Raw genomic sequence first — 26,103 nt, forward strand, 5'->3', positions numbered from 1 at the left:
GAACAATTATTTAAAAACTATATCTAAAAGCCATTCCATTATAGCTATCGCCATTAAAGCTGGTTCCTGAACTTGGGTAAATATCTATATTGTCCATTTTCTTTTTATGTAGTTCGGGCACTAAAATTCCTGTTCCGGCGCCCAAAACATACCCTAATAATACATCGGTTAAAAAATGTTGTCCGGCTTCCATTCTCAAAACTCCAACTGCCGCAGGTAGGGCTGCCGCCCCGGTCCATATGAGTACTTTCCCGTCTCCGTCCGGGTTAAAATCGCTGTATGCCTTTGCGGCAAAAAAGGTAGCTGTGGCGGTGGCTGCAACATGACCGGAATAAAAGGAGCGCTGCCCATTATTTTTAAACCGTCTGTCGTTAGGTGTATCTCCACTATTATCATATACATACGGTCTACTTCTATTTACCAGACCGGCAGTTATGGAGTATAAAGCAGCCGTAGTGGCTAAGCTTTCTATATATAGCCCCAAATATTGTCCTGTGTAGTCGTTAATTTCATCGTCTATTAGGAGTGCGAATGGTGCTGCAAAAGACAGCGCAAAAGGAATGTCGCTTATGGAGTTTGCGCTTTTATTGTGTTTTCCTGCCACCCATTGATCTAAAAAATTTAATTTATCGATTTTTTTCTGGAGTGATTCTTCATTCAAATATTGCTCACGTTCGGCCAGGGGCATATCGTCTTTATTTTGAATTAAAATTAAACCATATGCGCTGGCTCCCAAAGCAGCACCCGTCCAAATACCATCGCGAACCCATTTCCATTCATAGGGCGAACCGTTTTTTTGGTGGTTAACAGCAAAATTTATTTTATCCTGAAAGTTACTTTCGGGTGCAGCGCTGGGCAATTTAAACATAAACGCATTTGAATTGCCTATTGCCAATTTTTGGAAATGCGTGTTATTGTTTTTTATAGAAATTGATGAATTTTGAAAGGATTGCTGCGCATAAAAATTAATGCCGGCAAAAAACGCAAAGAGTAGAGTGATTTTTTTCATATAACCATAAAGATATGGTTTTGGCCAACTGCGCAAATTTCATTTAACGTTTAATTAAAGAGAATTTATAGTTCCTTTTGGAAATTTTTTTATTCGTACAACCGTAATCTTTTCTGAAGTGAATTCATTTCTTTTTCCATCTTCCTCATACGTTTTAGCATTTGTTTAATGGCGTCTAATCCTTCAAAATTAATTCCTAAATCGTGATGTAGCCGAAACATTCGTTCAATTTCCGAAATATCCTTTTCATCTATAAAAAGGTCGTTTTGTTTCTCTTCAAAAGCAATAAGTCCAAAATCGTGAAGCCTTTCAATAAAGGTATTTTCAATTTGTGAAACTTTGCAGTAGTGACTTACCAATATGTATTTTTCTCGTGCCATTATCTCAGTTTTGAAAGTTCAGTAAACAGTGCTTTTTCTTTTTCCGACAGATTTTTTGGAAGCTCTATTTTGTAAGTAACATACAAATCGCCGTGTTGATTTTCCTTTTTGTACTTCGGTAAGCCTTTGCCTTTCAGTTTAACCTTGGTATCGTTTTGGGTCTCGGGTTTTACTTTTAGCTTAACTTTACCAGAAAGGGTTTCAATTGTAATTTCGCCGCCTAAAATTGCAGTGTACAGCGAAATATTTTCGGTGGCATACAAATCGCTTTCCAATCTTTTGAAACGCGTATTGTTGAAAATTTCAAAAGTAATTAGCAAATCGCCTTTTGGGCCGCCCTGCATTCCTTCGCCGCCGTAACCTTTAATTTTTATGGTTTGCCCGTCTTCAACGCCTGCCGGAATTGTTAATCTAATTTTTTTATCTCCAATGCTGATAGTTTGCTTTTGACTTTCCAAGATATCGGTCAAATTCAATCGAAGCGTTGCGGCTAAATCTTGCCCTTTAAACTGTGCAGATTGCCTGCGGCCGCCACCAGTAAATCCGCCTCCGCCAAACATAGATTCAAAAAAATCTGAAAACTGACTTTCGTCAAAACCTTGCCCGCCGCCGGAGTAGGTTCGTTGCCCACCAAATCCGTCGCCGAATCCTTGCGAGCCTTGTTTACGCTTGGCTTCTTCAAATGCATCGGCGTGTTGCCAATCCTTTCCGTATTGGTCGTATTTTTTACGTTTTTCGGGGTCGCTCAAAACTTCATTTGCTTCATTTATCTGTTGAAATTTTTCCTGCGACGCTTTGTCGTTGGGATTTAAATCGGGATGATGTTTTCTGGCAAGTTTGCGGTACGCCTTTTTAATATCGGCCGCAGTCGCACTTTTATCCAACCCGAGAACTTTATAGTAATCTATGAATTCCATTGAAGTTTTTATTTGTGCTATGAAATTATAAAAAGAAATTTACCTATTCAATTTCCAACCATATTCTTCACAAAAGTTTAGCAATCATACTAGCTAAACTCTCCGCAAAAGCTATTTTTCCAAACAAAATATTTCAATCTTGCTATTGTGGAAAACTAATTGTATTTTATTCAGAATAGCACGGATATTTGCACAATTGGAGCAAAAACCAAATTACTAACAATTAATATTGTTTTATTGTTAATTACTTTCCGAAGTATTGGTTTCACAAGTGCTCACGTATATTTATATTAGCCACCCTACACCAAATCTTATGTCTGAAACACAATATACCGAAGATAACATTCGCTCGCTAGACTGGAAAGAACACATCCGGATGCGTCCGGGGATGTATATTGGAAAGCTCGGCGATGGTTCGTCGCCCGATGACGGTATTTATATTCTTCTAAAAGAAGTGATAGACAACTGTATTGACGAGTTTGTAATGGGCGCCGGGAAAACCATCGAAGTTCGCATTAAAGACAAGGAAGTGAAAGTGCGCGATTACGGTCGCGGCATTCCGCTTGGGAAAGTGATCGACGTGGTTTCAAAAATGAATACGGGCGGAAAGTACGACAGCCGCGCGTTTAAAAAATCTGTCGGTTTAAATGGTGTCGGTACCAAAGCGGTAAATGCCCTTTCTGCATTTTTTAAGGTGGAATCGGTTCGCGATAACCAAATGAAGGCGGCGGAATTCTCTTTGGGTGAATTAACCAACGACGTTGAAGTTGAAGAAACCAGCAAACGAAAGGGGACGAAAGTAATTTTTATTCCCGACGAAAGTATTTTTAAAAACTTTAAATACCGTACGGAATACGTACAAAAAATGCTGAAAAACTACGTTTATCTCAACCCGGGATTGACGATAGATTTTAATGGGGAAAAGTTTTATTCCGAAAATGGATTGAAAGATCTTTTAATGGAAACCATCAGCGACGAAGATATGGCATACCCCATAATTCATCTACGCGGCGATGATATTGAAGTTGCCATAACGCATAGCAAAACCCAATACAGCGAAGAATATCACAGTTTTGTCAACGGACAAAATACAACCCAAGGCGGAACACATTTAGCAGCTTTTCGCGAAGCGTTGGTTAAAACCGTTCGCGAATTCTACAATAAAAATTACGACGCCAGCGATGTGCGAAAAAGTATCGTTTCGGCAATTAGTATAAAAGTGATGGAGCCCGTTTTTGAAAGCCAAACGAAAACAAAGCTTGGCTCCACCGATATGGGCGGCGATCTGCCAACGGTGCGCACGTTTATAAACGATTTTGTAAAAACAAATCTCGATAACTTCCTTCATAAAAATCCTGAATCAGCAGACGCCATTCAGCGTAAAATTGTGCAGGCCGAACGTGAGCGTAAAGAGTTAAGCGGTATTCGAAAACTGGCAAAAGATCGAGCTAAAAAGGCAAATCTTCACAATAAAAAATTACGTGATTGCCGCGTGCATTTGGGCGACGTGAAAAACGAACGCAATCTTGAATCTACACTGTTTATCACCGAGGGAGATTCCGCGAGCGGAAGTATCACCAAAAGTCGTGATGTAAATACGCAGGCTGTGTTTTCACTACGAGGGAAACCGTTGAATACATACGGAATGACCAAAAAAATTGTGTACGAAAACGAAGAATTTAATCTGTTGCAAGCGGCATTGAATATTGAAGATTCAATGGAAGATTTGCGTTACAACAACATCGTAATCGCTACCGATGCAGATGTTGACGGAATGCACATTCGGTTATTGCTAATTACCTTCTTTCTTCAGTTTTTTCCTGAATTGATAAAAGAAGGGCATTTATATATTTTGCAAACGCCATTGTTCCGCGTTCGAAATAAAAAGGAAACCATTTATTGTTATTCCGAAGAAGAAAGAATAGCCGCAATAGAAAAACTAAAACCAAAACCCGAAATAACCCGTTTTAAAGGTTTGGGTGAAATTTCACCAGACGAGTTTGTGCATTTTATTGGCAACGATATCCGGTTAGATCCCGTGATGCTCGATAAATCTATGAGTATTGAAGAATTACTTTCTTTCTATATGGGAAAAAACACCCCCGATAGACAAGAGTTTATTATTGATAATTTGAAGGTTGAACTTGATAGAGTGGAAGAATAAAAAATATTAGGCATGGAAAAAATTTATGTAGTGTTTTTCTTATTGTTAATTATGAGTGCGTGTGATACAAATGATGATTGTGCGGCGACAGACCCACCTCCGCAATCAATACATATTTCTATTCTCGACACCGAAGGAAATTCGCTGATTGGTGAAAATAATATATATAAACCTACGGAAATTACACTTGATAGAGGCAATCAAAATATTCCATTGAGATTTTATGATTATGATGGGAAAACTTTTATAGAGCTTTATTATTATGATATGGAATCTGAAAAGGATTATAACTTGATGCTTAATCAGCAGGAAACTGATATTTTAAAATTAAAAATAAATATTTATAACACTGATTGCTTTACGGAGCTTAAAAGTGTTGAGAAATTTTTATTGAATGGTGAAGAAATTCAAAGAGATAATGAAACTTATAGTTATATCATTCAAAAATAATATTAAAAGATTTCCGAACCTGGAACCTGAATTCTGAAACTTGGAACCAAAACAATGAGTGACGAACTCGACAACAACGAAGAACAACAAACAGGCCCAGACTACTTGGGCGTAAACGACGATACTTCCGGCGATACCATAAAAAAGGTAACCGGCATGTACCGCGACTGGTTTTTGGATTACGCCAGTTACGTAATACTTGAACGCGCCGTACCCGCTATTGAGGACGGTTTTAAACCTGTGCAGCGCCGCATTATGCAGTCTATGAAAGATTTGGACGATGGGCGTTACAACAAAGTGGCAAACATCGTGGGGCATACCATGCAGTATCACCCACACGGCGATGCGAGTATTGCGGATGCCATGGTGCAAATTGGCCAAAAAGATTTATTGATTGATACCCAAGGTAACTGGGGAAATATTTTAACCGGTGATAGCGCCGCAGCATCGCGATATATTGAGGCACGGCTTTCAAAATTTGCCTTGGATGTGGTTTACAATCCAAAGGTAACAAAATGGCAGGCTTCATATGATGGTCGAAGAAAAGAGCCAATAAATCTGCCAGTTAAATTTCCGTTGTTGTTAAATCAAGGTGGCGAAGGTATTGCGGTTGGGCTTTCAACAAAAATACTTCCACATAATTTTATTGAACTGATTGATGCTTCAATTAAGCATTTACAAGGTAAAAGGTTTACAATCTATCCAGACTTTCCCACAGGTGGATTGATGGATGTGGCCGATTATAACGATGGTCTTCGCGGTGGGAAAATCCGAAGTCGCGCGCGTATAAACCAACTGGATAAAAATACGCTGGTAATTACCGAAATTCCCTTTGGAACCAACACTTCATCGCTTATCGATTCAATTTTAAAGGCGAACGACAAAGGGAAAATAAAAATTAAAAAAATAGAGGATAATACTGCTGCGGAGGTGGAAATTCAAATCCATTTGCCAAGTGGCATTTCGCCGGATAAAACCATAGATGCGCTGTATGCCTTTACGGCTTGCGAAAGCAGCATTTCGCCATTGGGTTGTGTAATTGAAGATAACAGTCCGTTGTTTGTTGGAGTGTCTGAAATGCTTCGCGTAAGCACAGATCGCACGGTGGAACTGCTTAAAAGCGAACTCGAAATTCAATTAAATGAACTGGAGGAGCAGTGGCATTTTGCGTCTTTGGAGCGAATTTTTATAGAAAACCGAATCTATCGCGATATTGAAGAAGAGGAAACGTGGGAAGGCGTAATTGCTGCAATCGATAAAGGATTACAGCCGCATATTAAACATTTAAAGCGTGCTGTAACCGAAGAAGATATTGTGCGTTTGACTGAAATTCGCATTAAGAGAATTTCAAAATTTGATATTGATAAAGCACAGCAAAAGATTGAGGCGCTGGAAGATAGCATCGCTCAAATAAAGCATCACTTAGCGCACTTAATTGAGTATGCAATAGACTATTTTAAACGTTTAAAAAAGGATTACGGCGTAGGAAAGGAACGGAAAACCGAAATCAGGACTTTTGATGATATTGAAGCTACAAAAGTAGTAATCAGAAATACAAAATTGTACGTAAACCGCGCTGAAGGATTTGTGGGCACCAGCCTAAAACGCGACGAATACGTTACCGATTGCAGCGATATTGACGATATTATAGTGTTCACCGAAGATGGTACAATGATGGTCACAAAAGTGGACGCCAAAACGTTTGTGGGCAAAAACATTATTCATGTGGCCGTTTTTAAAAAGAAGGACAAACGCACTATTTATAATATGATTTATCGCGATGGAGCTCGCGGCGCAAATTATGTAAAGCGCTTTGCGGTGACTTCTACAACTCGCGATAGGGAATATGATATGACGAACGGGGCAAAAGGTTCCAAAGTGCTTTATTTTACTGCAAATCCCAATGGTGAGGCCGAATTGGTTACTATTTATTTACGCCAAAGTGGAAGCATTAAAAAACTTAAATTCGATTTAGATTTTGCAGATCAGCTGGTAAAAGGGAGAAATTCCAAAGGAAACATCGTTACTAAATATTCCATCAGAAAAATTGAATTAAAAGAGAAAGGACTTTCTACACTCAAACCCCGTAAAATATGGTTTGACGATTCTGTACAACGTTTAAATGTGGACGATAGAGGTGAGCTTTTAGGCGAATTTCGTAAAGAAGATCGATTGCTAATAGTGAACCAAAAAGGTGTAGTAAAAACCGTTGTGCCCGACCTTCAGCTTCGGTTTGATGACGATATGATAATTCTTGAAAAATGGGACCCTAAAAAACCGTTGAGCGCCATTTATTGGGAAGGCGAAAAAGAATTGTTTTATGTGAAGCGTTTCTTAATTGAAAATCCCGATAGAGATGAAACAATTATTACCGATCATCCAAATTCATATTTAGAAAAAATATTTACCGATTACCGACCAATGGCCGAAGTGGTATTCGCAAAAAAAAGAGGGCAGGAGCGCGAGGAAAATTTGGAGCTTAATTTGGAGGAATTCATAGCTGTAAAAGGCATAAACGCAATGGGCAACCAACTTACAAAGGAAAAAGTTTTGGAAATAAACACCAAAGAACCTTTGCCTTACGAGCCGCCAGCACCTGTAGAGCCCGAGGAAATTGATGTTGTGGACGAGGAGGATATGGCTTCGAAAAACAACGATTCTAAAAACGATAGTGATTCAAAAACCGATGAAGGCGGGCAGGGGTTATTGTTTTAAACATTCAAGGTCGTTTTTGCTGCAAAATTAATTATTCCAAAAAATAATTTTCAGTCCCCAAACCTTTTGATTTTCAAAAGAAAAACACTATTTTTGCACCCCTCTTAGCGACGAGGCAAGAATAAGAGGAATTAAAACAAAACAAAATCAAACCCTTCTGTGGGATAGTCGCAGTAAAATCTTGTAACAACGCAGAATACAAAGCGTTTGAAATTAGCAGTTTTCACTTTGTTGAAAATTTAAAATTTCAAACACAAATTAACAAATGGCTGATAAAGCAAAAAAAGAAGAAGTGCAGGTAGAAGATACTGCAACTCAAAATGAGGTAGCTACAAAACCTCAAAAAGAAGTTTCTCTTAAAGAGAGCAATCCTGAAAAATTTCTTGAAGAATTTAACTGGCACAACTACGAAGAAGGTATTGACCCAATCGACGATGGTAAGCTAGAAGAATTCGAAAAATTGGTAGCAGAGAATTTCGTTGACACTTTGGATGACGAAGTTGTTGAAGGAAAAGTGGTTTACATCACAGATCGTGATGCAATCATCGACATTAACGCGAAAAGTGAAGGTGTTGTTTCGTTAAACGAATTCCGTTACAATCCAGATTTAAAAGTTGGAGACAAAGTAGAAGTATTGATCGACGTGCGTGAGGACAGCACAGGTCAACTTATTCTTAGCCACCGTAAAGCTAGAACCATTAAGGCTTGGGATCGCGTAAATGCGGCTCACGACGAAGGTACTATTGTAAACGGTTACGTAAAATGCCGTACAAAAGGTGGTATGATTGTAGACGTATTTGGTATTGAAGCATTCTTACCAGGTTCACAAATTGATGTTAAGCCAATTCGCGACTACGATGTTTACGTTGGTAAAACAATGGAATTTAAAGTGGTTAAAATCAACCACGAGTTTAAAAACGTTGTTGTTTCGCACAAAGCGCTTATTGAAGCAGATATCGAAGAACAGAAAAAAGAAATCATTGGCCAACTTGAAAAAGGTCAAGTACTTGAAGGTGTTGTTAAAAACATCACTTCATACGGAGTATTTGTTGATCTTGGTGGTGTTGATGGACTTGTTCATATTACAGACCTTTCTTGGTCACGTATCAACCACCCGAACGAGATTGTTGAGCTTGATCAAAAGTTAAACGTTGTAATTCTTGATTTTGATGAAGATAAAACACGTATCCAATTAGGTCTTAAGCAATTAAACCCACACCCATGGGAAGCTCTTGGTGAAGAGTTGAAAGTAGGTGATAAAGTAAAAGGTAAAGTAGTTGTTATTGCAGACTACGGTGCGTTTATTGAAGTTGCTGAAGGTGTTGAAGGTTTAATCCACGTAAGCGAAATGTCTTGGAGTACGCACTTACGTAGCGCACAAGATTTTGTAAATGTTGGTGACGAGGTTGAAGCGGTAATCCTTACAATGGATAAGGAAGAGCGCAAAATGAGCCTTGGTATTAAGCAAATGACTCCAGACCCTTGGACAGATATTACTACTAAATACCCAGTAGGTTCACGCCACAAAGGTGTTGTACGTAACTTTACAAACTTTGGTGTTTTTGTTGAATTAGAAGAAGGAATTGATGGACTTATCTACATAAGCGATCTTTCTTGGACTAAGAAAATTAAGCACCCAAGTGAGTTTACCAATATTGGTGACACGCTGGAAGTTGTTGTATTAGAATTAGATGTTGAAGGTCGTAAACTTAGTTTAGGTCACAAACAAACAGAAGAAAACCCTTGGGATAAATACGAAGATGAATTTGCAGTTGGAACTAAGCACACTGCTTCTATTGACGAAGTAGTAGACAAAGGAGCAACTATTAAATTCAACGAAGATATCGTAGCATTTGTACCAAGCCGTCACCTTGAAAAAGAAGATGGTTCTATGTTGAAAAAAGGCGATGAAGCAGAATTCCAAATTATTGAATTCAACAAAGAATTCAAGAAAGTGGTTGCTTCGCATATGGTAATTCACAAAGAGGAAGAGGCAAAAATTGTAAAAGAAGCTGTTAAAAAACAAGCAACTGCACAAGACGAGTCTAAAACCACTCTAGGCGATGCCAATGCTGCATTACAAGCGCTTAAAGACAAAATGGACGGTAAAAAATAATCGGTTCATTTTATAAATAATGAAAAGCCTTCCCGAAACGGAAGGCTTTTTTATTATATAAAACACTAACTTTTTCTGATTATTACCATTATAGGTAGGCGTCAAAGAGGGAGGAGATCCCTGAAAAACAGTCCCTTCAAAATCAATTTCAAAATCTTCACTTTTTGAACCCAAAAAAATCGTACTTTTGCTCTCTGAATACAATTCAGAACTTCCTATGAGCCAAAAAGTGTTATTGAACGCAACCGAGATAAACATTGCGCTTAACCGTTTGGCTTGCCAATTAATTGAAAAGCACGACGATTTTTCTAAAACCGTACTTATTGGCATACAACCCCGCGGTGTATTCTTAGCTGAAAGATTAAAAACCTTGCTCGAATCTGAATACAAAATCAAGGATATAAAACTCGGGTATTTAGATATTACTTTTTTTCGAGACGATTTCCGAAGAGGCCAAAAGCCCTTGGAAGCAAACAAAACCAAAATAAATTTTATTGTTGAAGATAAAAATGTTGTTTTTATAGACGATGTTTTATTTACAGGAAGAAGCATACGCTCTGCGTTGACCGCAGTACAATCCTTTGGAAGACCGTTGGAAATTGAGCTGCTAACATTGATAGACCGTCGCTTTAGCCGGCACTTACCCATACAGCCCGATTACCGCGGCAGACAGGTAGATGCAATTAATGGAGAAAAGGTAAAAGTATGCTGGAAAGAAAATGACGGAGAAGATGCTGTTTACCTCGTAAAAAATTAAAATAGAAATTGAGAACAGACAACCGATAACTGATAATAGAAAAATGAGCGAACTAAGTGTAAACCACTTACTGGGAATTAAATACATCACCGAAGCCGATATCCAACTTATCTTTGAAACGGCAGACCATTTTAAGGAAGTTATAAATAGGCCCATCAAAAAAGTACCCTCACTTCGTGATATTACTATTGCCAACCTTTTTTTCGAAAACAGTACCCGTACCAAACTTTCCTTTGAACTTGCAGAAAAAAGACTTTCCGCAGATGTTATAAACTTTGCCTCATCGAGCTCTTCGGTTACCAAAGGCGAAACATTGATAGACACGGTAAACAACATACTTTCTATGAAAGTAGATATGGTAGTTATGCGCCACCCAAACCCGGGCGCGGGCGTATTTCTTTCTAAACACGTAAAGGCAAGTATAATTAATGCAGGCGATGGAGCCCACGAGCATCCCACCCAGGCTTTGTTAGATACGTATTCCATTCGTGAAAAACTTGGTGATGTTTCGGGTAAAAAGGTTGTAATTGTTGGTGACATTCTTCATTCACGGGTTGCACTTTCAAATATATTCGCACTTCAAAAACTTGGAGCGACAGTTAAGGTATGTGGTCCTAAAACTTTAATTCCTAAATACATAGAAAAACTTAATGTGGGGGTTGAAACAAATCTTCGTAAAGCGTTGGAATGGTGCGATGTGGCCAATATGCTTCGTGTGCAAAACGAACGGATGGACATTAGTTATTTTCCTACTACGCGAGAATATACCCAGCAATTTGGTCTTACTAAAGCAATCTTAGATTCTTTAAATAAAGAAATAGTGGTTATGCATCCAGGTCCCATAAATCGCGGAGTTGAAATAACCAGCGACGTGGCAGATAGCAAGCAATCAATTATTTTGGAACAAGTTCAAAATGGCGTTGCCGTGCGTATGGCTGTTATATATTTATTGGCTTCAAAAATAAAATCGTAATGAAAATTGACAATCATCCTAATTATGTGGTCCTTGAAGATGAAAAGGACGATATTGTAGATTTTGCATCGTTTATTGAATCGCAAATTCCTACAAAATACAAAGGTCAAAACGTAGTGTTAAATCTTTTAAAATACAATTCGTTAGAGTTGGTGCAATTATTAAGGTTTCTTAAAACCTCCAATCTACACCGAAAAACAAAACACTCTTTTGTTATCGTAAACGATGCTATTGATATTGACGATGTACCTTTTGAAATGGTAGTTGTTCCAACGCTGCAAGAAGCACGTGATATTATTGAAATGGAGGAAATTGAAAGAGACTTAGGGTTTTAATGCTGCAATAATTTTGTTGTAACCCTAGCTCAAAAACGGCCATTTAATTATGAAGCTTACTATCTTAGGATGTCATTCTGCAACACCAACAGCCAAAGCGCACCCAACGGCGCAGGTTTTGGAAATGAAGGGACACTTATTTTTAATTGATTGCGGCGAAGGTACGCAAATGCAGCTTCGAAAATATAGAGTAAAGTTTTCGCGAATTCGACATATCTTTATTTCCCATTTGCACGGCGACCATTTTTTTGGATTGCCGGGGCTTATTTCCACTTTTCTACTATTGGGAAGAGAGGCAGAGTTGCACATATACGGCCCAAAGGGAATAAAGCAAGCTATATTATTATTGCTAAAACTGGGTAAAGCATATACTAATTATCCGCTCTATTTTCACGAATTGGAGGAAACCACACCACAACTCATTTTTGAGGATGACAAAGTATCCGTTGAGACCATTCCGTTAGATCATCGCGTTTATACCAATGGATTTCTTTTTAAAGAAAAACCAGATGACAGAAAATTAGATGTTGAAAAGGCTCGAAAACTCAATATCGATTTAAGTTATTACAATAAAATTAAACAAGGTTTTGATGTTGAGAATAGGGAGGGCAAACTAATTTCTAATAAAGAAATTACTTTTGACCCGCCACCTTCAAAAAGCTATGCTTATTGCAGCGACACAGCTTATTATCCACAGATAGTGCCGCAAATTGAAGGCGCCACTGTTTTATACCACGAATCTACTTTTCTGGAAGAACACCACCATCTTTGCGATAAAACCAAACACAGTACTGCAAAAGAAGCTGGAGTGATTGCCAGAAAGGCAAAGGTTGAAACTTTAATACTCGGTCACTATTCTGGGCGTTATGGCGATTTGGAGCTTTTCCGAAAAGAAGCGCAGGAAGTTTTTGAAAATGTGGAATTGGCGGAGGATGGGAGAGTATTTGAGTTCTGAATAATTTATTTGTATTTTTATTGAAACCATCGCCCTGTTATTTAGAGAAACATGAAAAAATCAATACTCTTTTTCTTATTCCTGGCCACAACAATGGTTTGTTATCCTCAATATACAGCGGTGCCCGACCCCAACTTTGAAGATTTTTTAGAAGCCAACGGCATGGGTGATGGTGTACCGGGAAATGGGCAGGTGCTTACTGCAAATATTGAAAACGTAATTACCTTAGATCTTGATTCTCAAATTGGGGTTACAGATTTAACTGGAATAGAGGATTTTATAGCACTCGAATGGTTGGATATTAGTTATAATTTGGTGGAACAGGTAGATCTTTCACAAAATTCAATGCTTAAAACGCTGGGCTGCACATTTAATCCATTGACCAGTTTGGATTTGTCGAGCAATACACATTTGGAGTGGCTTAGCTGTCAAGGCAGTCAATTAACTAGTTTACTGTTAAATAGTCAAATGTTAGTGGTAGTGGAGTGTTTTGAAAATTATTTAACATCACTGGATTTATCCAATGTGCCATCTTTGATTGAAATCGATTGTAGCCAAAATCAAATTTCAGCATTGGATCTTTCTCAGAATCTTTTTTTAGAAGTACTTTCTTGTTCTTCAAACAATATTGCCTCTTTAGACACCTCTAATAATCCGGAGCTTTTTTATTTGGTTTGCGGTAGAAACGATATAGAGAGTTTGGATCTAACTCAAAATCCTGCCCTAACACTCTTATTGGCTCCATTTATGCCCCCATTAAATCATCTAGACCTACGCAACGGCAATAATGAAAATATAGGCTCCTTCAATGTATATGGCACAGACAACTTACAATGTATCTTTGTGGACGACGCCAGTGCTACCTATCTTGACGATTGGTACAAAGATCCGTTTACCACTTTTGTGAACAACGAGGCGGAGTGTGATGCGTTGGGAAATCAAGAATTTGTTATGGCACCATTCAAGATTTTTCCCAATCCGGCAAAAACTTATTTTAATATTTCATCGAAAGTGGAAGGTGAGTACTCATTGATTTCCGTGCAGGGTAAAATAGTGCGTTCGGGCACTCTGAATGTCGGGCTATCCAGAATTCCGGTTGAAGGATTTTTAAGTGGGCTTTATTTTTTAAGAGTTTCAACCGTCAATGGCACGACAACCGAAAAAATAGTTGTGCAATAGTCTTTCAATTTCGATTTCTTTTTCATCGGTAATTTTAATACAGATTTAATAAGCCACTGTTTTATAGCTTCGTTAAAACTCTTAACTTGCGTTAAAACTCAAACAATGGCCGAAAAACTTCACGATTACCGAAAATCTTACGAAAAAGGCGAACTTTCTGAAACGTCCGTTGACGTAAACCCGATGCAGCAATTCCGTACTTGGTTTTTTGAGGTGAAGGATAGTGGCGGTGTAGATGAAGTAAATGCGATGACAATTTCCACAATCGGTACTGATGGTTTTCCAAAGGGGCGCGTAGTGCTGTTGAAAAAATACGACGAATACGGTTTCTATTTTTACACCAATTACAACAGCGAAAAAGGCAAATCAATTACAAATAATCACAAAGTTTCGCTTTCTTTCTTTTGGCCAAATATGGAACGGCAAATAATTATAAAAGGAATTGCTGAAAAAACTTCGGAAGCAGATTCAACCAACTATTTTCATTCCCGGCCAAAGGGAAGTCAGTTGGGAGCTGCTGTTTCACACCAAAGCGAAGTTGTAGCTTCTCGAGAAGTTATAGAAAAAAACTTAGCCGAACTCGAAAAAAAATACGAAAATAAAGAAGTGCCAAAACCCGACGATTGGGGTGGGTTTTTAGTAAAACCTTTTTCAATTGAATTCTGGCAAGGCAGACCAAACAGGTTACACGATAGAATTCGATATACTTTAAAAAATAATGACTGGCTAATTGAAAGACTGGCTCCTTAACAATTTACAGTTTTAAATTGCTGATTTTCAACTTAACACATTTACGAATCCCCAATTAACAAAACAATGAAAACACTATACTTAGTCCGCCACGCAAAATCTTCCTGGAAACACGATGTAGACGATCATAAGCGTCCGTTAAAAGGAAGGGGAGAACGCGATGGTAAACTGGTTTCGGCCAAGGTTGCCAAAACCATTGATCCGCCTCAAAAAATTATTAGCAGTGATGCCACACGTGCCTTAGCTACCGCACATTTTTTTAAAACTGCCCTCAAAATAGACGATGCAGATTTCGAGACAAACCACGATCTTTATGACTTTAGTGGCCAGAATGTAATGCGCATTATAAAATCGTTGCCGGACGGTTTGGATAAAGTTATGATTGTGGGCCATAATCATGCTTTTACTTCGGTAGTAAATATGTTGGGTAATCGCTATATTGATAATGTTCCAACCTGCGGCTTTATTATTTTGGCCTTCGATGAAAAAAGTTGGAGCGATATAACTACAGGTAAAACTGTTAAAACCATCTTCCCACGGGATCTTAAATAATGATCGAAAAAATAGACCCACATACTCAAGTTCGCAATATTTACACCAACCGAGAGTTAAGCTGGTTGCAGTTTAACGCCCGTGTGCTGCAGGAAGCGAATGATAAAAAACTGCCCTTAATTGAAAGACTTCGATTTTTGGGTATTTTCTCAAATAATTTAGATGAATTTTTTAAAGTGCGTTACGCTACCATAAAACGGATTGTTGAAGCCGGAAAGTTAGGTCGTAGTTTTCTGGGCGGTATTTCGGCTAAGGATTTATTGGAAGAAATTACACAGACCGTAATTGCGCAACAAGCACACAGTTTAAATATTTTGAGCGATATCCAAAAAGAATTGCGCAAGGAAAACATTTTTATAATTAACGAAACTGAAATAACGCCCGATCAAAGCAAGTTTATTTCAGAATATTTTATCAGAAATGTTAGTCCCGCCATGATGACTATTATGATTGGCGAATTGGAAGAATTTCCCAGTTTAAGAGATAGTGCCGCATACCTTGCAGTAACCATGGTGATGAGCAAAGACGACGATACGTTTGAAGCAAAACACAATTATGCACTTATAGAAATACCGCGAACTATAGATAGATTTGTGGTGCTTCCTCCGCAAGGGAACAAACAATACGTAATTATTCTGGACGATTTAATTCGCCATTGTTTGCACAATATATTTAGCATTTTTAAATATGAAACCATTTCGGCACATATGATTAAAATTACACGCGATGCCGAATTGGATATAGATAGCGACTTAAGCCGAAGCTTTATAGATAAAATTTCAAAAAGCGTTAAAAACCGAAGTACAGGCGATCCGGTGCGTTTTGTTTACGATAAAAGCATAGATAAAAGAACCCTGCAATTTTTGTTAGACAAAATGGGGATTGATAAAACCGACAGTATTATACCGGGCGGGCGTTACCATAACAGACGCGATTATATGGATTTCCCTAGACTGGGACGGCCCGATTTACAATATGAAAAAATAGAACCCTTGCCTATTCCAGGCTTGAGCTTACAAGGCAATCTATTCGATAAAATAGTAGAAAAAGATTATCTGCTGCATGCACCCTACCAAACATTTATGTATGTGGTTAAGTTTTTACGCGAAGCGGCATTAGACCCCAAGGTAAAATCTATTAAAATTACTATTTATCGCCTGGCCGAAGTTTCGCATATTGCCAGTTCGCTTATCAATGCGAAGAAAAACGGAAAAGACGTAACAGTGCAAATAGAACTGCAAGCCCGTTTTGACGAGGAGGCAAATATTAAATACGCCGAAATATTACAGAGTGAAGACATACGCTTAATTTTTGGTGTAAAAGGTTTAAAAGTGCACTGTAAAGCGTGCCTTATTGAACGGGTGGAAAACAAAAAAACCGTTAGATACGGAATTTTAAGTACCGGAAATTTTAATGAATCTACAGCGCGACTTTACACAGATTACACCCTATTTACCGCCAACCAAAAAATCTGTAAAGAAATTAAAAAGGTTTTTGAATTTTTTGAAGTGAATTATTTAGTGCGAAAATATCGCCATTTAATTGTTTCGCCACATTATACCCGCAAAGCAATTTACCATTTAATAGATACCGAAATAAAAAATAAAAAAGCCGGTCTGCCAAGCGGCATTAAACTTAAGCTCAACAGTCTTTCAGATTATAAAATGATCGATAAACTTTATGAAGCCAGTCGTGCCGGGGTAAAGATAAAAATGATTGTTAGAGGTATTTGCTGTTTAATTCCGGGAGTAAAGGGTATGAGCGAAAATATTGAAGCCATAAGTATTGTCGGAAAATTTTTGGAACATCCGCGGTTGTTTATCTTTGAAAATGGAGGCGACCCAAAAGTATATATTTCATCTGCAGATTTTATGGGACGAAACTTGGACAATAGAGTTGAAATATCGTGCCCCATCTACGATGAAGATATAAAGAAGGAAATATTGGAAAACTTTGAAATAGGCTGGAGCGATAATGTAAAGGCACGTGTAATAAGCATTAAAAATGATAATGCGTATCTAAAAAATCACAAGCCACCGGTGCGTTCCCAGTTTAAAATGTATGATTATTATTTAAATAAACTTGAAGTAAACTGATTTGTTAAATATTGAAAAATACGGCGCCATAGATATTGGCAGTAATGCTATTAGACTATTAATTGTATCTGTAATAGAGCAGAAGGAGCAACCTACTTTGTTTAAAAAAACTTCCTTGGTACGAGTACCAATTAGGTTAGGAGCCGAAGTTTTTCTCGATGGAAAAATTTCGGAGGCTAGTGCCCATAGAATGGTAGATGCTATTCAAGCTTTTAAGCTTTTAATGAAAACCCACAATATAAAACGTTTTAAAGCTTGTGCTACATCAGCTATGCGCGAAGCCTCCAATGGCCCACAAATTGCTAAATCAATTAAAGAACAAAGTGGCATAGCCATTAATATAATTGATGGTAAAGACGAAGCAAAAATCATAGCTTCTACAGATTTAAAAAACTTAATTCAGGCCGATAAAGTGTTTCTGTATGTAGATGTTGGTGGCGGAAGTACAGAACTTACAGTTTTTGCCAATGGCGAAAATATTAGCTCGCAGAGTTTTAAACTTGGCACCGTTAGACTTTTGGAAGGACTGGTTGATGAAAATGTGTGGACAGACATGGAAACTTGGATTAAAAGGGAAACGAAAGATTTCAGAAAAATCTCACTAATAGGTAGTGGCGGTAATATTAACACCATCTTTAAAAAGAGTGGAAAAAAACTGGGAAAACCACTTAGCTATTTTTATCTCTCTTCGTATTACGAGTTAATAAAATCGCTTTCATATGAAGAGCGCATTACAGAACTGGATATGAATCCAGACCGGGCAGATGTTGTTATACCCGCTACGCGCATTTATCTCTCTGCCATGAAATGGAGCAAAGCAAAGAATGTGTTTGTGCCAAAAATAGGGCTGAGCGACGGTATTGTACGTAGTCTTTATAATGAAAAAGTTGCAGCCCATACGCAAATTAAAGATTAATAAGCATCCCCACATTATAAAGATAATTCTTCGTCTTTAAATTTTTAGTAGCCTTAAAAACACTCTTGATAAGACAAAATTCAACGCGGTAATATTGGCCACTTGCTGTAAAATATATATAAATTTTATATTTTCAACATAAGTAAAAACGCTTGCATAAAGTTGTGTTGATAGTACCGAATGACTTAAATATTCTTTAATTTTGTTGGGAATATGTTTCGGAAAGAAGCTGAATTTTCAACTTCACTTTTAATAGTGCCGACTAGTCACTTTCAGTATAAAATTTTAAAATAGGCGATTTCATTCTTTTTGAAATTTCGCCTAAAACTTTAATATTTTTCAATTATGAGAATGCAGTTTTTTGTTATCTCGGCCGCATCGTTAATTATAACATTTGCATTGGCCTATTTTTTAAGTTCCAATTGGTATGTGCTGTTTGGCATCGTTTTAATACTAACCATTGTTGGTTATTACGATGTTTTTCAGACCCGGCATACCATCATGCGAAATTATCCGTTGCTCGGCAGGCTGCGCTTTGTACTTGAAGAATTACGCCCTAAAATGTATCAATATTTTATTGAATCGGATATTGATGGACGCCCCTATAACAGAGTAGATAGATCTACCGTATATCAACGAGCTAAAGGCGTTCGCGATACCATTCCCTTTGGTACCCAATTAGATCTTTACTCCGAAGGCTACGAATGGATCTGTCATTCAATTGCACCTAAACCGTTTAATACATTAAATCATGATCCTCGTATATTAATTGGCAATAAGGATTGTAAACTGCCATATTCTGCCAGTATTCTGAATATTTCGGCCATGAGCTTTGGAGCCATTAGTGCCAATGCCGTAAAAGCCTTAAATGCAGGTGCCAAAATTGGCAATTTTGCCCATAATACGGGAGAAGGGGGATTAAGCGATCATCATTTATCGGAAGGTGGCGATTTAATTTGGCAAATTGGAACTGCATATTTTGGATGTCGTACTGAAGATGGAAAATTTAATCCTGAACTGTATGCTGAAAAATCCAAGCACCCGAACGTAAAAATGATTGAGCTTAAAATTTCCCAAGGCGCTAAACCCGGTCACGGAGGTATTTTGCCCGCAGAGAAAAACTCTGAAGAAATTGCGAAAATCAGACATATTAAACCGTTTACTAAAGTAGAATCGCCACCGTATCACTCAGCATTCGATACGCCATTGGAGATGGTAAAATTCATTAAAAAATTAAGAGACCTTTCCGGAGGTAAACCTATTGGTTTTAAATTATGTATAGGATATAAAAGTGAATTTATATCAATTTGCCAAGCAATGGTAGAATTAGATATCTATCCCGATTACATTGCTGTTGACGGAGGTGAAGGAGGTACGGGAGCGGCGCCGCCTGAGTTTAGTAATTACGTTGGCGCACCGCTTATTGACGGTCTTGACTTTGTACATAACATTCTTAGAGGAATGGGCATTCGCCAACATATTAAAATAATTGCTTCAGGAAAAATTAGTTCTGCCTTTCATATAGCGCGTGCCGTGGCATTGGGAGCTGATGGATGCTACCAAGCCCGTGCCATGATGTTGTCCTTAGGATGTATTCAAGCCCTGCTGTGTAACACCAATAAATGCCCAGTGGGTATTACAACTCAAGATCCTAAATTAACGGTAGGTTTGGTTCCGGAAGATAAAAAAGTTCGAGTGGCTAATTATCACGAAAAAACAATTAAAAATTTTGTTGAACTTTTGGGCGCAACAGGTCTAGACGAAACAAAAAATTTAACCCGTTCGCATATTTATCGCCGTATTTCGCTTAACGATATGATTACTTATGAAGAACTTTTCCCTTCTATTAAACCTGGGTCTATGCGCAATGGGGAAATTCCAAAGAAATATGAATTAGATTTTGCATTTGCCGATAAAACACGTTGGGGAATTAATCCGGAAGTTGAATTTTAAAGTGAAGTCCTAAACGTAATAAGGTGAAGGTTATAGAGTTTGGTTTTTAAAACTTAGATTTCTAATTCCTTCATAAACTACGATACTTACTGCATTTGCTAAATTTAGGCTACGAATGTGCGAACTAAAGATAGGAATGGTATAAACTGAATTTAAATTTGCTGAAACGATGTTTTTAGGCAAACCAACCGATTCTTTTCCGAAGATTAAAAACATATCGTCTGTATAATCAATAGCAGTGTATAGCTGATTTCCGTGACTGGAAAGATAGACGAATTGCTTTCCTTTATTTTTTGAATAAAAATCGTCCAGGTTTTCATAAATAAAAAGAGAAACATGTTTCCAATAATCTAAACCAGCTCTTTTTACGCGTTTGTCATTTAATTCAAAACCGAAGGGTTTTACTAGGTGTAAATTAGACCCTGACGCCAAACTTAACCTGCCAATGTTTCCAGTGTTGGTGGGTATTTCCGGCTCGATTAATACAATGTTGAATGCCATATTTTAAATTGATTTATGAATATATAAAATGTTTTAAAAAAGTACTGAAATCCTTTTACTAAAAGTATTAATTGTGCAGAGCTAAATTAGCAATGACAGCAAAAATAAACTATGTTTCTTTTTGTAGAAAATAGAAAACTACACCGCCGATAAAATAACAAAAAACATCCCAAATATCTGCAGTATAACGATAGGATTGCTTCGGAAGATAATATTCAAAAAAAACGGCAAACACAATCACTAAACTTAAAATGGTAAACTTATTTAGGCGAATTGTCTTATCTTTTTTTATAAACCATACCCCGTGTAAACCTATTATAGCCACCAACGGAATAGTTAAAAAATCGTTTAAATAATGGTAAATCCAATTAGCCTGAATGCCTGAAGTTACTTTCGAACATTGCACACATAAAAATGTTATAAAAGACAAAAGTGCATACAGATGCAATACTTTTAATGGAAGATGGCGCATCATATAAATAGAAGTGAAATTAACCAAGCAATAAAACCGCCAATGAGCATTACAATCATCCAAACAGAGCGCAACACGTTAAAAATTCCTCTAAGTAGCCAAAACCTACTATTTTCCCATCGATAAAAAAATGAGCTATTTTCTACTACTTCAGATTTAACGGTTAATTTTTGTTCGGACTTTTTTTCGATGAACTTTCTTTTCGATGACGATTTTTGAGCCTCAATATAGGAACGTTTGTATTTAAGGCTTTCATCGTCTTTTCGCTGGGTCATAATTATAAAATTCAACTGGCAAAAATACAATATATTAGGGTTATAAAGAATTATACCCTCACTTTACCACGCCATTTACAATTTATAAATAGTAGCGGAAATGTTGTAAGGAAATGGCCTCCGCAGTATTATTTTCTTTTAAAACTGCAAAACAAAAAATTCTGAAATGTTTTAAATGGGGTTTTGTGATCTTCGGTTAAACAGCTAATTTTTTTAAACGTGTCCTTAAATTCAGCTACTAAATTCTCATGGCTGTACCTTGTTATTTCGAGCCCACTGCATTTTAACGGACCTTTTTCAGAAAATGTTCCAATAACCAAATAATTTTTTACTGCTGTGTTTATTGTTTTCTTGTATTTTTCAATCTGCTGTGGATTGGTTAAAAAATGAAAGGCAGCGCGGTCGTGCCAAAGATCGTAAACCGTTTCCGGTTCAAAAGCGGTAATATCGCTTACAATCCAACATACTTTTTTTGCTTTTTCACCCAATCTATCTTGGGCTTTTTTCAATGCTTTAGCAGAAATATCAAGAACGGTAATATTTTCAAAACCTTCATCTAGCAAATAATCTACAAGTTTACTATCGCCGCCACCTACATCTATAATTTTTGCAGTTTTATCTAATTTAAACGATTTAATAAAATTCAATGAAGTTTCCGGAATAGCTTGTGTCCAACTTACTTGATCCGGACTTTTTGTTTCATAGACGGTATCCCAATGTGTTTTTTTATTCATTTGTATTTTTTATTTGTGGCATAAAAATAAATGTCAAGTATAAGCAATACCCCGAAGTATTTTCTTAAAAGTTCTATTTTTAAATATTCTACTTATTTTTCTGAACTTGTTTTAGTTCTTCCTCTTTCATTTGTGCGCCAATAAACGGAATTTTGGGTGCTAAAAAATAGCCTGTTAAACTTGCGAAGAGTATGGGTATAAAATAAGTGAAACCCGTAAGTGTTGCCAAAAGAATAGTGGTGCTCATTGGTGTGCGCGTTACGCAGGCATTAATTGCCGCCATACAACTTACAATTGTTAGGGATAAACTGATGGAAGGAAATACAGTGTGAAGAAGCAAACCCAGCGCCGTACCGCAGAAAAATAACGGAATTATAAATCCACCGCGCCAACCCGATGTTACTGTAATAGCAATGGCAATAATTTTAAAGATTAAAACACCAATTAAAAATTGAACAGTGCCGTTTTCCTGTAATAATTCGTTGATTTCAAAATGGCTGAAATACCTTGTAAGTGGAATATAAAAAGCGATGGTTCCCAGTAAAATTCCACCAATTAGTGTTTTAACGTAAATAGGGGTTTTTAGTTTTCCGAAAATATTTTTAAAAAATTTAGTGCAGAAAATAAATCCCCAACCAACTACAGTTGCAATTACCGCGAAAAAGAAAGCCCATCCAAAATCGAAAAAAGTTTCCATTTGGTAGGCAGGAAGATTCCACATAGGACCCCAGCCCAGTTGAACTATAATAGCAAAAACAATATAACTAAATCCACTAGCTACCAATGCCGGAATAATGGCTTGATAATATTCTACAGCGTGTTTGTGGTGAAGTATTTCCAAAGAAAAAAGGCTGCCTCCCAGAGGTGCGCCAAACAAAGCGGTAAAACCCGAGGCCATCCCAGCAATACTTAGCGAACGTAATTCTTCTCCTTTTAATCTTAAAATTTTTCCCAACCAACTACCTGTAGAACCTGTAACTTGTACCAAGGGCGATTCTGGCCCTAAACTTCCGCCGGATGCTACACAGAGCAGGGAAGAAAGGATCATAGATGGATTGTTTTTTGGGTCTAGTTTTCCCTTATTGAAACGAATGTTGTTTACAATTAGCTGCATTTCGCCCGGATCGCCAATAAAATATATAATTAAACCAGCAAGCAATCCGCATATAGCCATTACGGGAATTACGAGCCACCCTTCGTACCCTCCAAGAAATTCGGTTAAAAACATCAGTACAATCCAATAAGCTCCCGAAATTAACCCGCCAATTAACCCCAATAAGGCCCAAAGAATAAACATTCTACTAAATACAAACGGATTAAACCGAATTGGTTGATCCAGAATGTCGGTGTATTTAACGAGTTTTCTTCTTCGTTTTAATTTCATTGTTAACTACTTATAGCTCAAAAATCCGTGATTAGTTATTGTACCATTTAGAAGGCTTAAAAGAAAATGTTAAATTGAACAAATTTTAATTTAAAGGCCAAAATATAGGAACAAAAAACATAAGCAAAATAAATAAAATTAAAGTTAAGGGCAGACCCACTTTTAAGAAATCTGCAAACTTATATTTTCCGGGACCAAATACTAAAATACACGAAGGTTCAAACGGGGCAATTAGCGAAACCGAGGCTCCCAGCATTATGGCAATAGCGAAGGTTCGCGGATCTGAATTCATCATCACAGCGGTGTCTATTGCTACTGGCAGCACAACTAATGCCGCTGCCGCATTGCTCATGGGTTGGGTAAGTAGAATTACTAAAATTACAAAGCCTCCCATAACGTAAAGAGGCCCTAAGTGACCCAATAGGTTTAAAATGTTCTCTGCTAAAAATTGAGATGCACCCGAATTTTCCATGGCGGTTCCGAATGCTGTCATTCCTCCGATGAGTATTAAGAGTTTCCAATTAATAACTTGGTAAACCCTATCTATATTAATTGCGCCCGAAAGTACGGTTAGCAAGGCCGCTCCTAAAAATGTAATTGATAATGGAGCCCATTCTAAAGTACCTACAATTACGGCTACTAGAAATATTACAGCAGCAAACACCCCTTTTTTCTCTTTGAACATATTTACACGGAAATCGCCAATTATAGAAAAATCGTTAGAATTTCTATTTTTATCTATATCTTCTTGCGTGCCTTGAACTAAAAGGGTATCGCCAATTTTTAAATGAATTCCGCCTATTTTTTGTGAAACAGTGTCGCCAAAACGTTGGATGGCTAAAACTACCAAGTCATAATTTTGGCGAAATCGCGCTTCTTTTAACGACCTATTAATTAGTTGGGAACCTGGGAGAATGAGTAGTTCTGCGAGAATTATTTTTTCGTTTTCTATTTCTTTATCACCAATTGTATCGGCTAGGACATCTAATTCCGGAGTTTCCTTAATTTTAATTAAGTTCTCCACGCTACATTCAACTATTAAAATATCATTCGCCTGAATTCGGGTAAAGCGATGGGGGATAAAATCTTCTTTATTTCGAATAATTTTTAGAATACGTACTTCCTGTTTTGCCAGATCTGAAAAAAATACTGGCTGCCCGATTAAAGTAGATTTTTCCGAAACCACAATTTCAGATAAATATTGGGCAATTTCATAACGCTCGTTATAACTTTCTTCTTTGTAATCGGGCAACAATTTTCTGTAAAATAGCACGATAAAAATAATACCCGTAACGAGAAAAATGAGGCCTATAAAGGATATTTCAAAAAAACCTAAAGGTTCTATCCCAGCTTGTACAATGTAACCACTCACTGCAATATTTGTTGATGTGCCAATAAGGGTGCAAGTACCGCCCAGAATAGAGGCGAACGCTACTGGAATTAATACTTTTGACGGACTTATCTTTAATTTTCTGCACATTCCTATTACGGGTCCAGTAACCAAGGCGGTGACGCTGGTATTGTTCATAAATGCAGATAGCGCCCCCGTAATAAACATAATGTAGCCCACAAATAAGGTTTTGCTTTTTACTACTTTTATTAACTGCGATCCAACTTTATCTAACAAACCTGTTTCTGCCAGCGCGCCCGAAATAACGAAGATAGATGCTAGAATAATAATAAAATCGCTACTGAATCCTTCAAAAGCTTCTTGAGGTGAAATGATTCCTGAAAGCGCTAAAACCAAAAGCATACCAAGGGTTACAATATCCACGGAAAACTTTTCGGTTGCGAATAGAACTATTGCTATTACGAGCAAACATATAACAATGGCAATTTCCATACTGAAATTTTTGAAAGGCCATTAAAGATATGTAAAACAAGTAAATGAAAAGTAGGTGTTAAAAAATAAATAGCAGAACAACTAGCCGTGAATAGACTGGTGTTTGCCCAAATCTTTCATTACTTCGGCTTCAAAAGAAAGCAGGTCGTGCCATTTTTGATCCACTTCCTTTCTATCGCCATATTGGCGTGCAAAACCGAGAAACATTGTGTAGTGATTTGCTTCGCTTACCATCAGTTTTCGGTAGAATTCTGCCAGTTCTTTGTCTTCAAGTTCTTCGCTTAACAAGCGGAAACGTTCGCAACTGCGGGCTTCAATTAAAGCGGCGTACAGCAATCTATGAACCAATTGTGTAGTTCTGCTGCCGCCTTTCGGGAAAAAATTTACAATTTTTAAAACATATTCGTCTTTTCTATCGCGGCCTAAAACCCAGCCATTTTCCAAAATTTTGTCGTGTACCATTTTAAAATGGCTTATTTCTTCTTTTACCAAAGCAACCATTTCCTGAATAAGCTCAGTGTATTCTGGAAAGCTCACAATAAGCGAAACTGCGGTGGAAGCAGCTTTTTGCTCGCACCACGCATGGTCGGTTAAAATGTCTTCTATGTTTTTTTCTACAATATTAACCCATCGTGGGTCTGTGGGAAGTTTTAAGCCTAACATAATTTTTAACGATT

At 37.4% G+C, this 26,103-nt stretch carries 23 protein-coding genes; 14 read left to right on the forward strand and 9 right to left on the reverse strand.

The features are described from left to right. Positions 1 to 10 precede the first annotated feature (10 nt). From VZD24_RS02045 to VZD24_RS02055, 3 genes are all read right to left on the reverse strand, one after another. Positions 11 to 1,009 carry a phosphatase PAP2 family protein gene (locus VZD24_RS02045; protein WP_342686465.1) on the reverse strand — a complete coding sequence of 333 codons (999 nt, stop codon included), beginning with the start codon at positions 1,007 to 1,009 and terminating at the stop codon, positions 11 to 13. An 89-nt stretch (positions 1,010 to 1,098) separates the two neighbouring features. After that, complete coding sequence (locus VZD24_RS02050; protein WP_279447825.1) at positions 1,099 to 1,389, reverse strand: chaperone modulator CbpM; 291 nt, start codon at positions 1,387 to 1,389, stop codon at positions 1,099 to 1,101. Then, on the reverse strand, positions 1,389 to 2,306 hold the full coding sequence (locus VZD24_RS02055) for a DnaJ C-terminal domain-containing protein (RefSeq protein WP_342686464.1): 918 nt from the start codon (positions 2,304 to 2,306) through the stop codon (positions 1,389 to 1,391). Before VZD24_RS02055 ends, VZD24_RS02050 begins: the two co-directional genes overlap by 1 nt. 313 nt (positions 2,307 to 2,619) lie before the next feature. Here VZD24_RS02055 and VZD24_RS02060 point away from each other — a divergent pair, with 313 nt between their 5' ends. The 14 genes from VZD24_RS02060 (at position 2,620) to VZD24_RS02125 (ending at position 20,217) form a co-directional block, all read left to right on the forward strand. Beyond that, on the forward strand, positions 2,620 to 4,470 hold the full coding sequence (locus VZD24_RS02060; protein WP_279447827.1) for a DNA topoisomerase IV subunit B: 1,851 nt from the start codon (positions 2,620 to 2,622) through the stop codon (positions 4,468 to 4,470). A gap of 12 nt (positions 4,471 to 4,482) precedes the next feature. Then, complete coding sequence (locus VZD24_RS02065) at positions 4,483 to 4,920, forward strand: hypothetical protein (RefSeq protein WP_279447828.1); 438 nt, start codon at positions 4,483 to 4,485, stop codon at positions 4,918 to 4,920. Positions 4,921 to 4,974: 54 nt separating this feature from the next. Continuing rightward, positions 4,975 to 7,635: a DNA gyrase/topoisomerase IV subunit A gene (locus VZD24_RS02070; protein ID WP_279447829.1), complete on the forward strand. Its 2,661-nt coding sequence runs from the start codon at positions 4,975 to 4,977 to the stop codon at positions 7,633 to 7,635. Between the two features lie 265 nt (positions 7,636 to 7,900). Then, a complete protein-coding gene (gene rpsA, locus VZD24_RS02075) occupies positions 7,901 to 9,751 on the forward strand; it encodes a 30S ribosomal protein S1 (protein WP_342686463.1) in 1,851 nt (616 codons plus the stop codon). A gap of 217 nt (positions 9,752 to 9,968) precedes the next feature. After that, positions 9,969 to 10,508, forward strand: coding sequence for a bifunctional pyr operon transcriptional regulator/uracil phosphoribosyltransferase PyrR (gene pyrR, locus VZD24_RS02080; protein ID WP_279450262.1), 540 nt, complete (start codon positions 9,969 to 9,971; stop codon positions 10,506 to 10,508). 43 nt (positions 10,509 to 10,551) lie between these two features. Then, on the forward strand, positions 10,552 to 11,481 hold the full coding sequence (locus VZD24_RS02085) for an aspartate carbamoyltransferase catalytic subunit (RefSeq protein WP_342686462.1): 930 nt from the start codon (positions 10,552 to 10,554) through the stop codon (positions 11,479 to 11,481). Continuing rightward, positions 11,481 to 11,816: a ribonuclease Z gene (locus VZD24_RS02090; protein ID WP_279447832.1), complete on the forward strand. Its 336-nt coding sequence runs from the start codon at positions 11,481 to 11,483 to the stop codon at positions 11,814 to 11,816. Before VZD24_RS02085 ends, VZD24_RS02090 begins: the two co-directional genes overlap by 1 nt. Positions 11,817 to 11,865: 49 nt before the next feature. Next, positions 11,866 to 12,771: a ribonuclease Z gene (locus VZD24_RS02095; protein WP_279447833.1), complete on the forward strand. Its 906-nt coding sequence runs from the start codon at positions 11,866 to 11,868 to the stop codon at positions 12,769 to 12,771. A gap of 51 nt (positions 12,772 to 12,822) precedes the next feature. Continuing rightward, positions 12,823 to 13,950 carry a T9SS type A sorting domain-containing protein gene (locus tag VZD24_RS02100; RefSeq protein ID WP_279447834.1) on the forward strand — a complete coding sequence of 376 codons (1,128 nt, stop codon included), beginning with the start codon at positions 12,823 to 12,825 and terminating at the stop codon, positions 13,948 to 13,950. A gap of 105 nt (positions 13,951 to 14,055) precedes the next feature. Then, a complete protein-coding gene (gene pdxH / locus VZD24_RS02105) occupies positions 14,056 to 14,700 on the forward strand; it encodes a pyridoxamine 5'-phosphate oxidase (protein WP_279447835.1) in 645 nt (214 codons plus the stop codon). Between the two features lie 66 nt (positions 14,701 to 14,766). Continuing rightward, entirely contained in the window at positions 14,767 to 15,252 is a 486-nt protein-coding gene (locus tag VZD24_RS02110; RefSeq protein ID WP_279447836.1) for a SixA phosphatase family protein, read from the forward strand. Continuing rightward, positions 15,252 to 17,348, forward strand: a complete 2,097-nt coding sequence (gene ppk1 / locus VZD24_RS02115) for a polyphosphate kinase 1 (protein WP_342686461.1) — start codon at positions 15,252 to 15,254, stop codon at positions 17,346 to 17,348. Before VZD24_RS02110 ends, ppk1 begins: the two co-directional genes overlap by 1 nt. 1 nt (position 17,349) lies before the next feature. Next, a complete protein-coding gene (locus tag VZD24_RS02120) occupies positions 17,350 to 18,264 on the forward strand; it encodes a Ppx/GppA phosphatase family protein (RefSeq protein ID WP_342686460.1) in 915 nt (304 codons plus the stop codon). 345 nt (positions 18,265 to 18,609) lie between these two features. After that, positions 18,610 to 20,217: an FMN-binding glutamate synthase family protein gene (locus VZD24_RS02125; RefSeq protein ID WP_279447839.1), complete on the forward strand. Its 1,608-nt coding sequence runs from the start codon at positions 18,610 to 18,612 to the stop codon at positions 20,215 to 20,217. A gap of 30 nt (positions 20,218 to 20,247) precedes the next feature. Here VZD24_RS02125 and VZD24_RS02130 read toward each other — a convergent pair whose 3' ends face one another. From VZD24_RS02130 to VZD24_RS02155, 6 genes are all read right to left on the reverse strand, one after another. Next, entirely contained in the window at positions 20,248 to 20,718 is a 471-nt protein-coding gene (locus VZD24_RS02130; protein ID WP_279447840.1) for a tRNA (cytidine(34)-2'-O)-methyltransferase, read from the reverse strand. A gap of 471 nt (positions 20,719 to 21,189) precedes the next feature. Next, positions 21,190 to 21,465: a hypothetical protein gene (locus VZD24_RS02135; RefSeq protein WP_279447841.1), complete on the reverse strand. Its 276-nt coding sequence runs from the start codon at positions 21,463 to 21,465 to the stop codon at positions 21,190 to 21,192. A gap of 128 nt (positions 21,466 to 21,593) precedes the next feature. Further along, positions 21,594 to 22,199, reverse strand: coding sequence for a class I SAM-dependent methyltransferase (locus VZD24_RS02140; protein ID WP_342686459.1), 606 nt, complete (start codon positions 22,197 to 22,199; stop codon positions 21,594 to 21,596). An 88-nt stretch (positions 22,200 to 22,287) separates the two neighbouring features. Beyond that, on the reverse strand, positions 22,288 to 23,583 hold the full coding sequence (locus tag VZD24_RS02145) for a chloride channel protein (RefSeq protein ID WP_279447843.1): 1,296 nt from the start codon (positions 23,581 to 23,583) through the stop codon (positions 22,288 to 22,290). An 85-nt stretch (positions 23,584 to 23,668) separates the two neighbouring features. Continuing rightward, entirely contained in the window at positions 23,669 to 25,426 is a 1,758-nt protein-coding gene (locus VZD24_RS02150) for an SLC13 family permease (RefSeq protein WP_279447844.1), read from the reverse strand. A gap of 81 nt (positions 25,427 to 25,507) precedes the next feature. Continuing rightward, positions 25,508 to 26,089, reverse strand: a complete 582-nt coding sequence (locus tag VZD24_RS02155) for a MiaE family protein (RefSeq protein ID WP_279447845.1) — start codon at positions 26,087 to 26,089, stop codon at positions 25,508 to 25,510. Positions 26,090 to 26,103 lie beyond the last annotated feature (14 nt).

The organism is Aequorivita flava, assembly GCF_038742595.1.
Taxonomy (GTDB): domain Bacteria; phylum Bacteroidota; class Bacteroidia; order Flavobacteriales; family Flavobacteriaceae; genus Aequorivita; species Aequorivita marisscotiae.

Bases quoted from the DNA above. Each gene is read 5' to 3' on its own strand.
- rpsA (WP_342686463.1), top strand. From the start codon at position 7,901: ATGGCTGATAAAGCAAAAAAAGAAGAAGTGCAGGTAGAAGATACTGCA.
- VZD24_RS02070 (WP_279447829.1), top strand. From the start codon at position 4,975: ATGAGTGACGAACTCGACAACAACGAAGAACAACAAACAGGCCCAGAC.
- VZD24_RS02155 (WP_279447845.1), bottom strand. From the start codon at position 26,089: ATGTTAGGCTTAAAACTTCCCACAGACCCACGATGGGTTAATATTGTA.
- pdxH (WP_279447835.1), top strand. From the start codon at position 14,056: ATGGCCGAAAAACTTCACGATTACCGAAAATCTTACGAAAAAGGCGAA.
- VZD24_RS02135 (WP_279447841.1), bottom strand. From the start codon at position 21,465: ATGACCCAGCGAAAAGACGATGAAAGCCTTAAATACAAACGTTCCTAT.
- VZD24_RS02130 (WP_279447840.1), bottom strand. From the start codon at position 20,718: ATGGCATTCAACATTGTATTAATCGAGCCGGAAATACCCACCAACACT.
- ppk1 (WP_342686461.1), top strand. From the start codon at position 15,252: ATGATCGAAAAAATAGACCCACATACTCAAGTTCGCAATATTTACACC.
- VZD24_RS02125 (WP_279447839.1), top strand. From the start codon at position 18,610: ATGAGAATGCAGTTTTTTGTTATCTCGGCCGCATCGTTAATTATAACA.
- VZD24_RS02145 (WP_279447843.1), bottom strand. From the start codon at position 23,583: ATGAAATTAAAACGAAGAAGAAAACTCGTTAAATACACCGACATTCTG.
- VZD24_RS02140 (WP_342686459.1), bottom strand. From the start codon at position 22,199: ATGAATAAAAAAACACATTGGGATACCGTCTATGAAACAAAAAGTCCG.
- VZD24_RS02110 (WP_279447836.1), top strand. From the start codon at position 14,767: ATGAAAACACTATACTTAGTCCGCCACGCAAAATCTTCCTGGAAACAC.
- VZD24_RS02090 (WP_279447832.1), top strand. From the start codon at position 11,481: ATGAAAATTGACAATCATCCTAATTATGTGGTCCTTGAAGATGAAAAG.
- VZD24_RS02050 (WP_279447825.1), bottom strand. From the start codon at position 1,389: ATGGCACGAGAAAAATACATATTGGTAAGTCACTACTGCAAAGTTTCA.
- VZD24_RS02045 (WP_342686465.1), bottom strand. From the start codon at position 1,009: ATGAAAAAAATCACTCTACTCTTTGCGTTTTTTGCCGGCATTAATTTT.
- pyrR (WP_279450262.1), top strand. From the start codon at position 9,969: ATGAGCCAAAAAGTGTTATTGAACGCAACCGAGATAAACATTGCGCTT.
- VZD24_RS02100 (WP_279447834.1), top strand. From the start codon at position 12,823: ATGAAAAAATCAATACTCTTTTTCTTATTCCTGGCCACAACAATGGTT.
- VZD24_RS02065 (WP_279447828.1), top strand. From the start codon at position 4,483: ATGGAAAAAATTTATGTAGTGTTTTTCTTATTGTTAATTATGAGTGCG.
- VZD24_RS02095 (WP_279447833.1), top strand. From the start codon at position 11,866: ATGAAGCTTACTATCTTAGGATGTCATTCTGCAACACCAACAGCCAAA.
- VZD24_RS02055 (WP_342686464.1), bottom strand. From the start codon at position 2,306: ATGGAATTCATAGATTACTATAAAGTTCTCGGGTTGGATAAAAGTGCG.
- VZD24_RS02150 (WP_279447844.1), bottom strand. From the start codon at position 25,426: ATGGAAATTGCCATTGTTATATGTTTGCTCGTAATAGCAATAGTTCTA.
- VZD24_RS02085 (WP_342686462.1), top strand. From the start codon at position 10,552: ATGAGCGAACTAAGTGTAAACCACTTACTGGGAATTAAATACATCACC.
- VZD24_RS02060 (WP_279447827.1), top strand. From the start codon at position 2,620: ATGTCTGAAACACAATATACCGAAGATAACATTCGCTCGCTAGACTGG.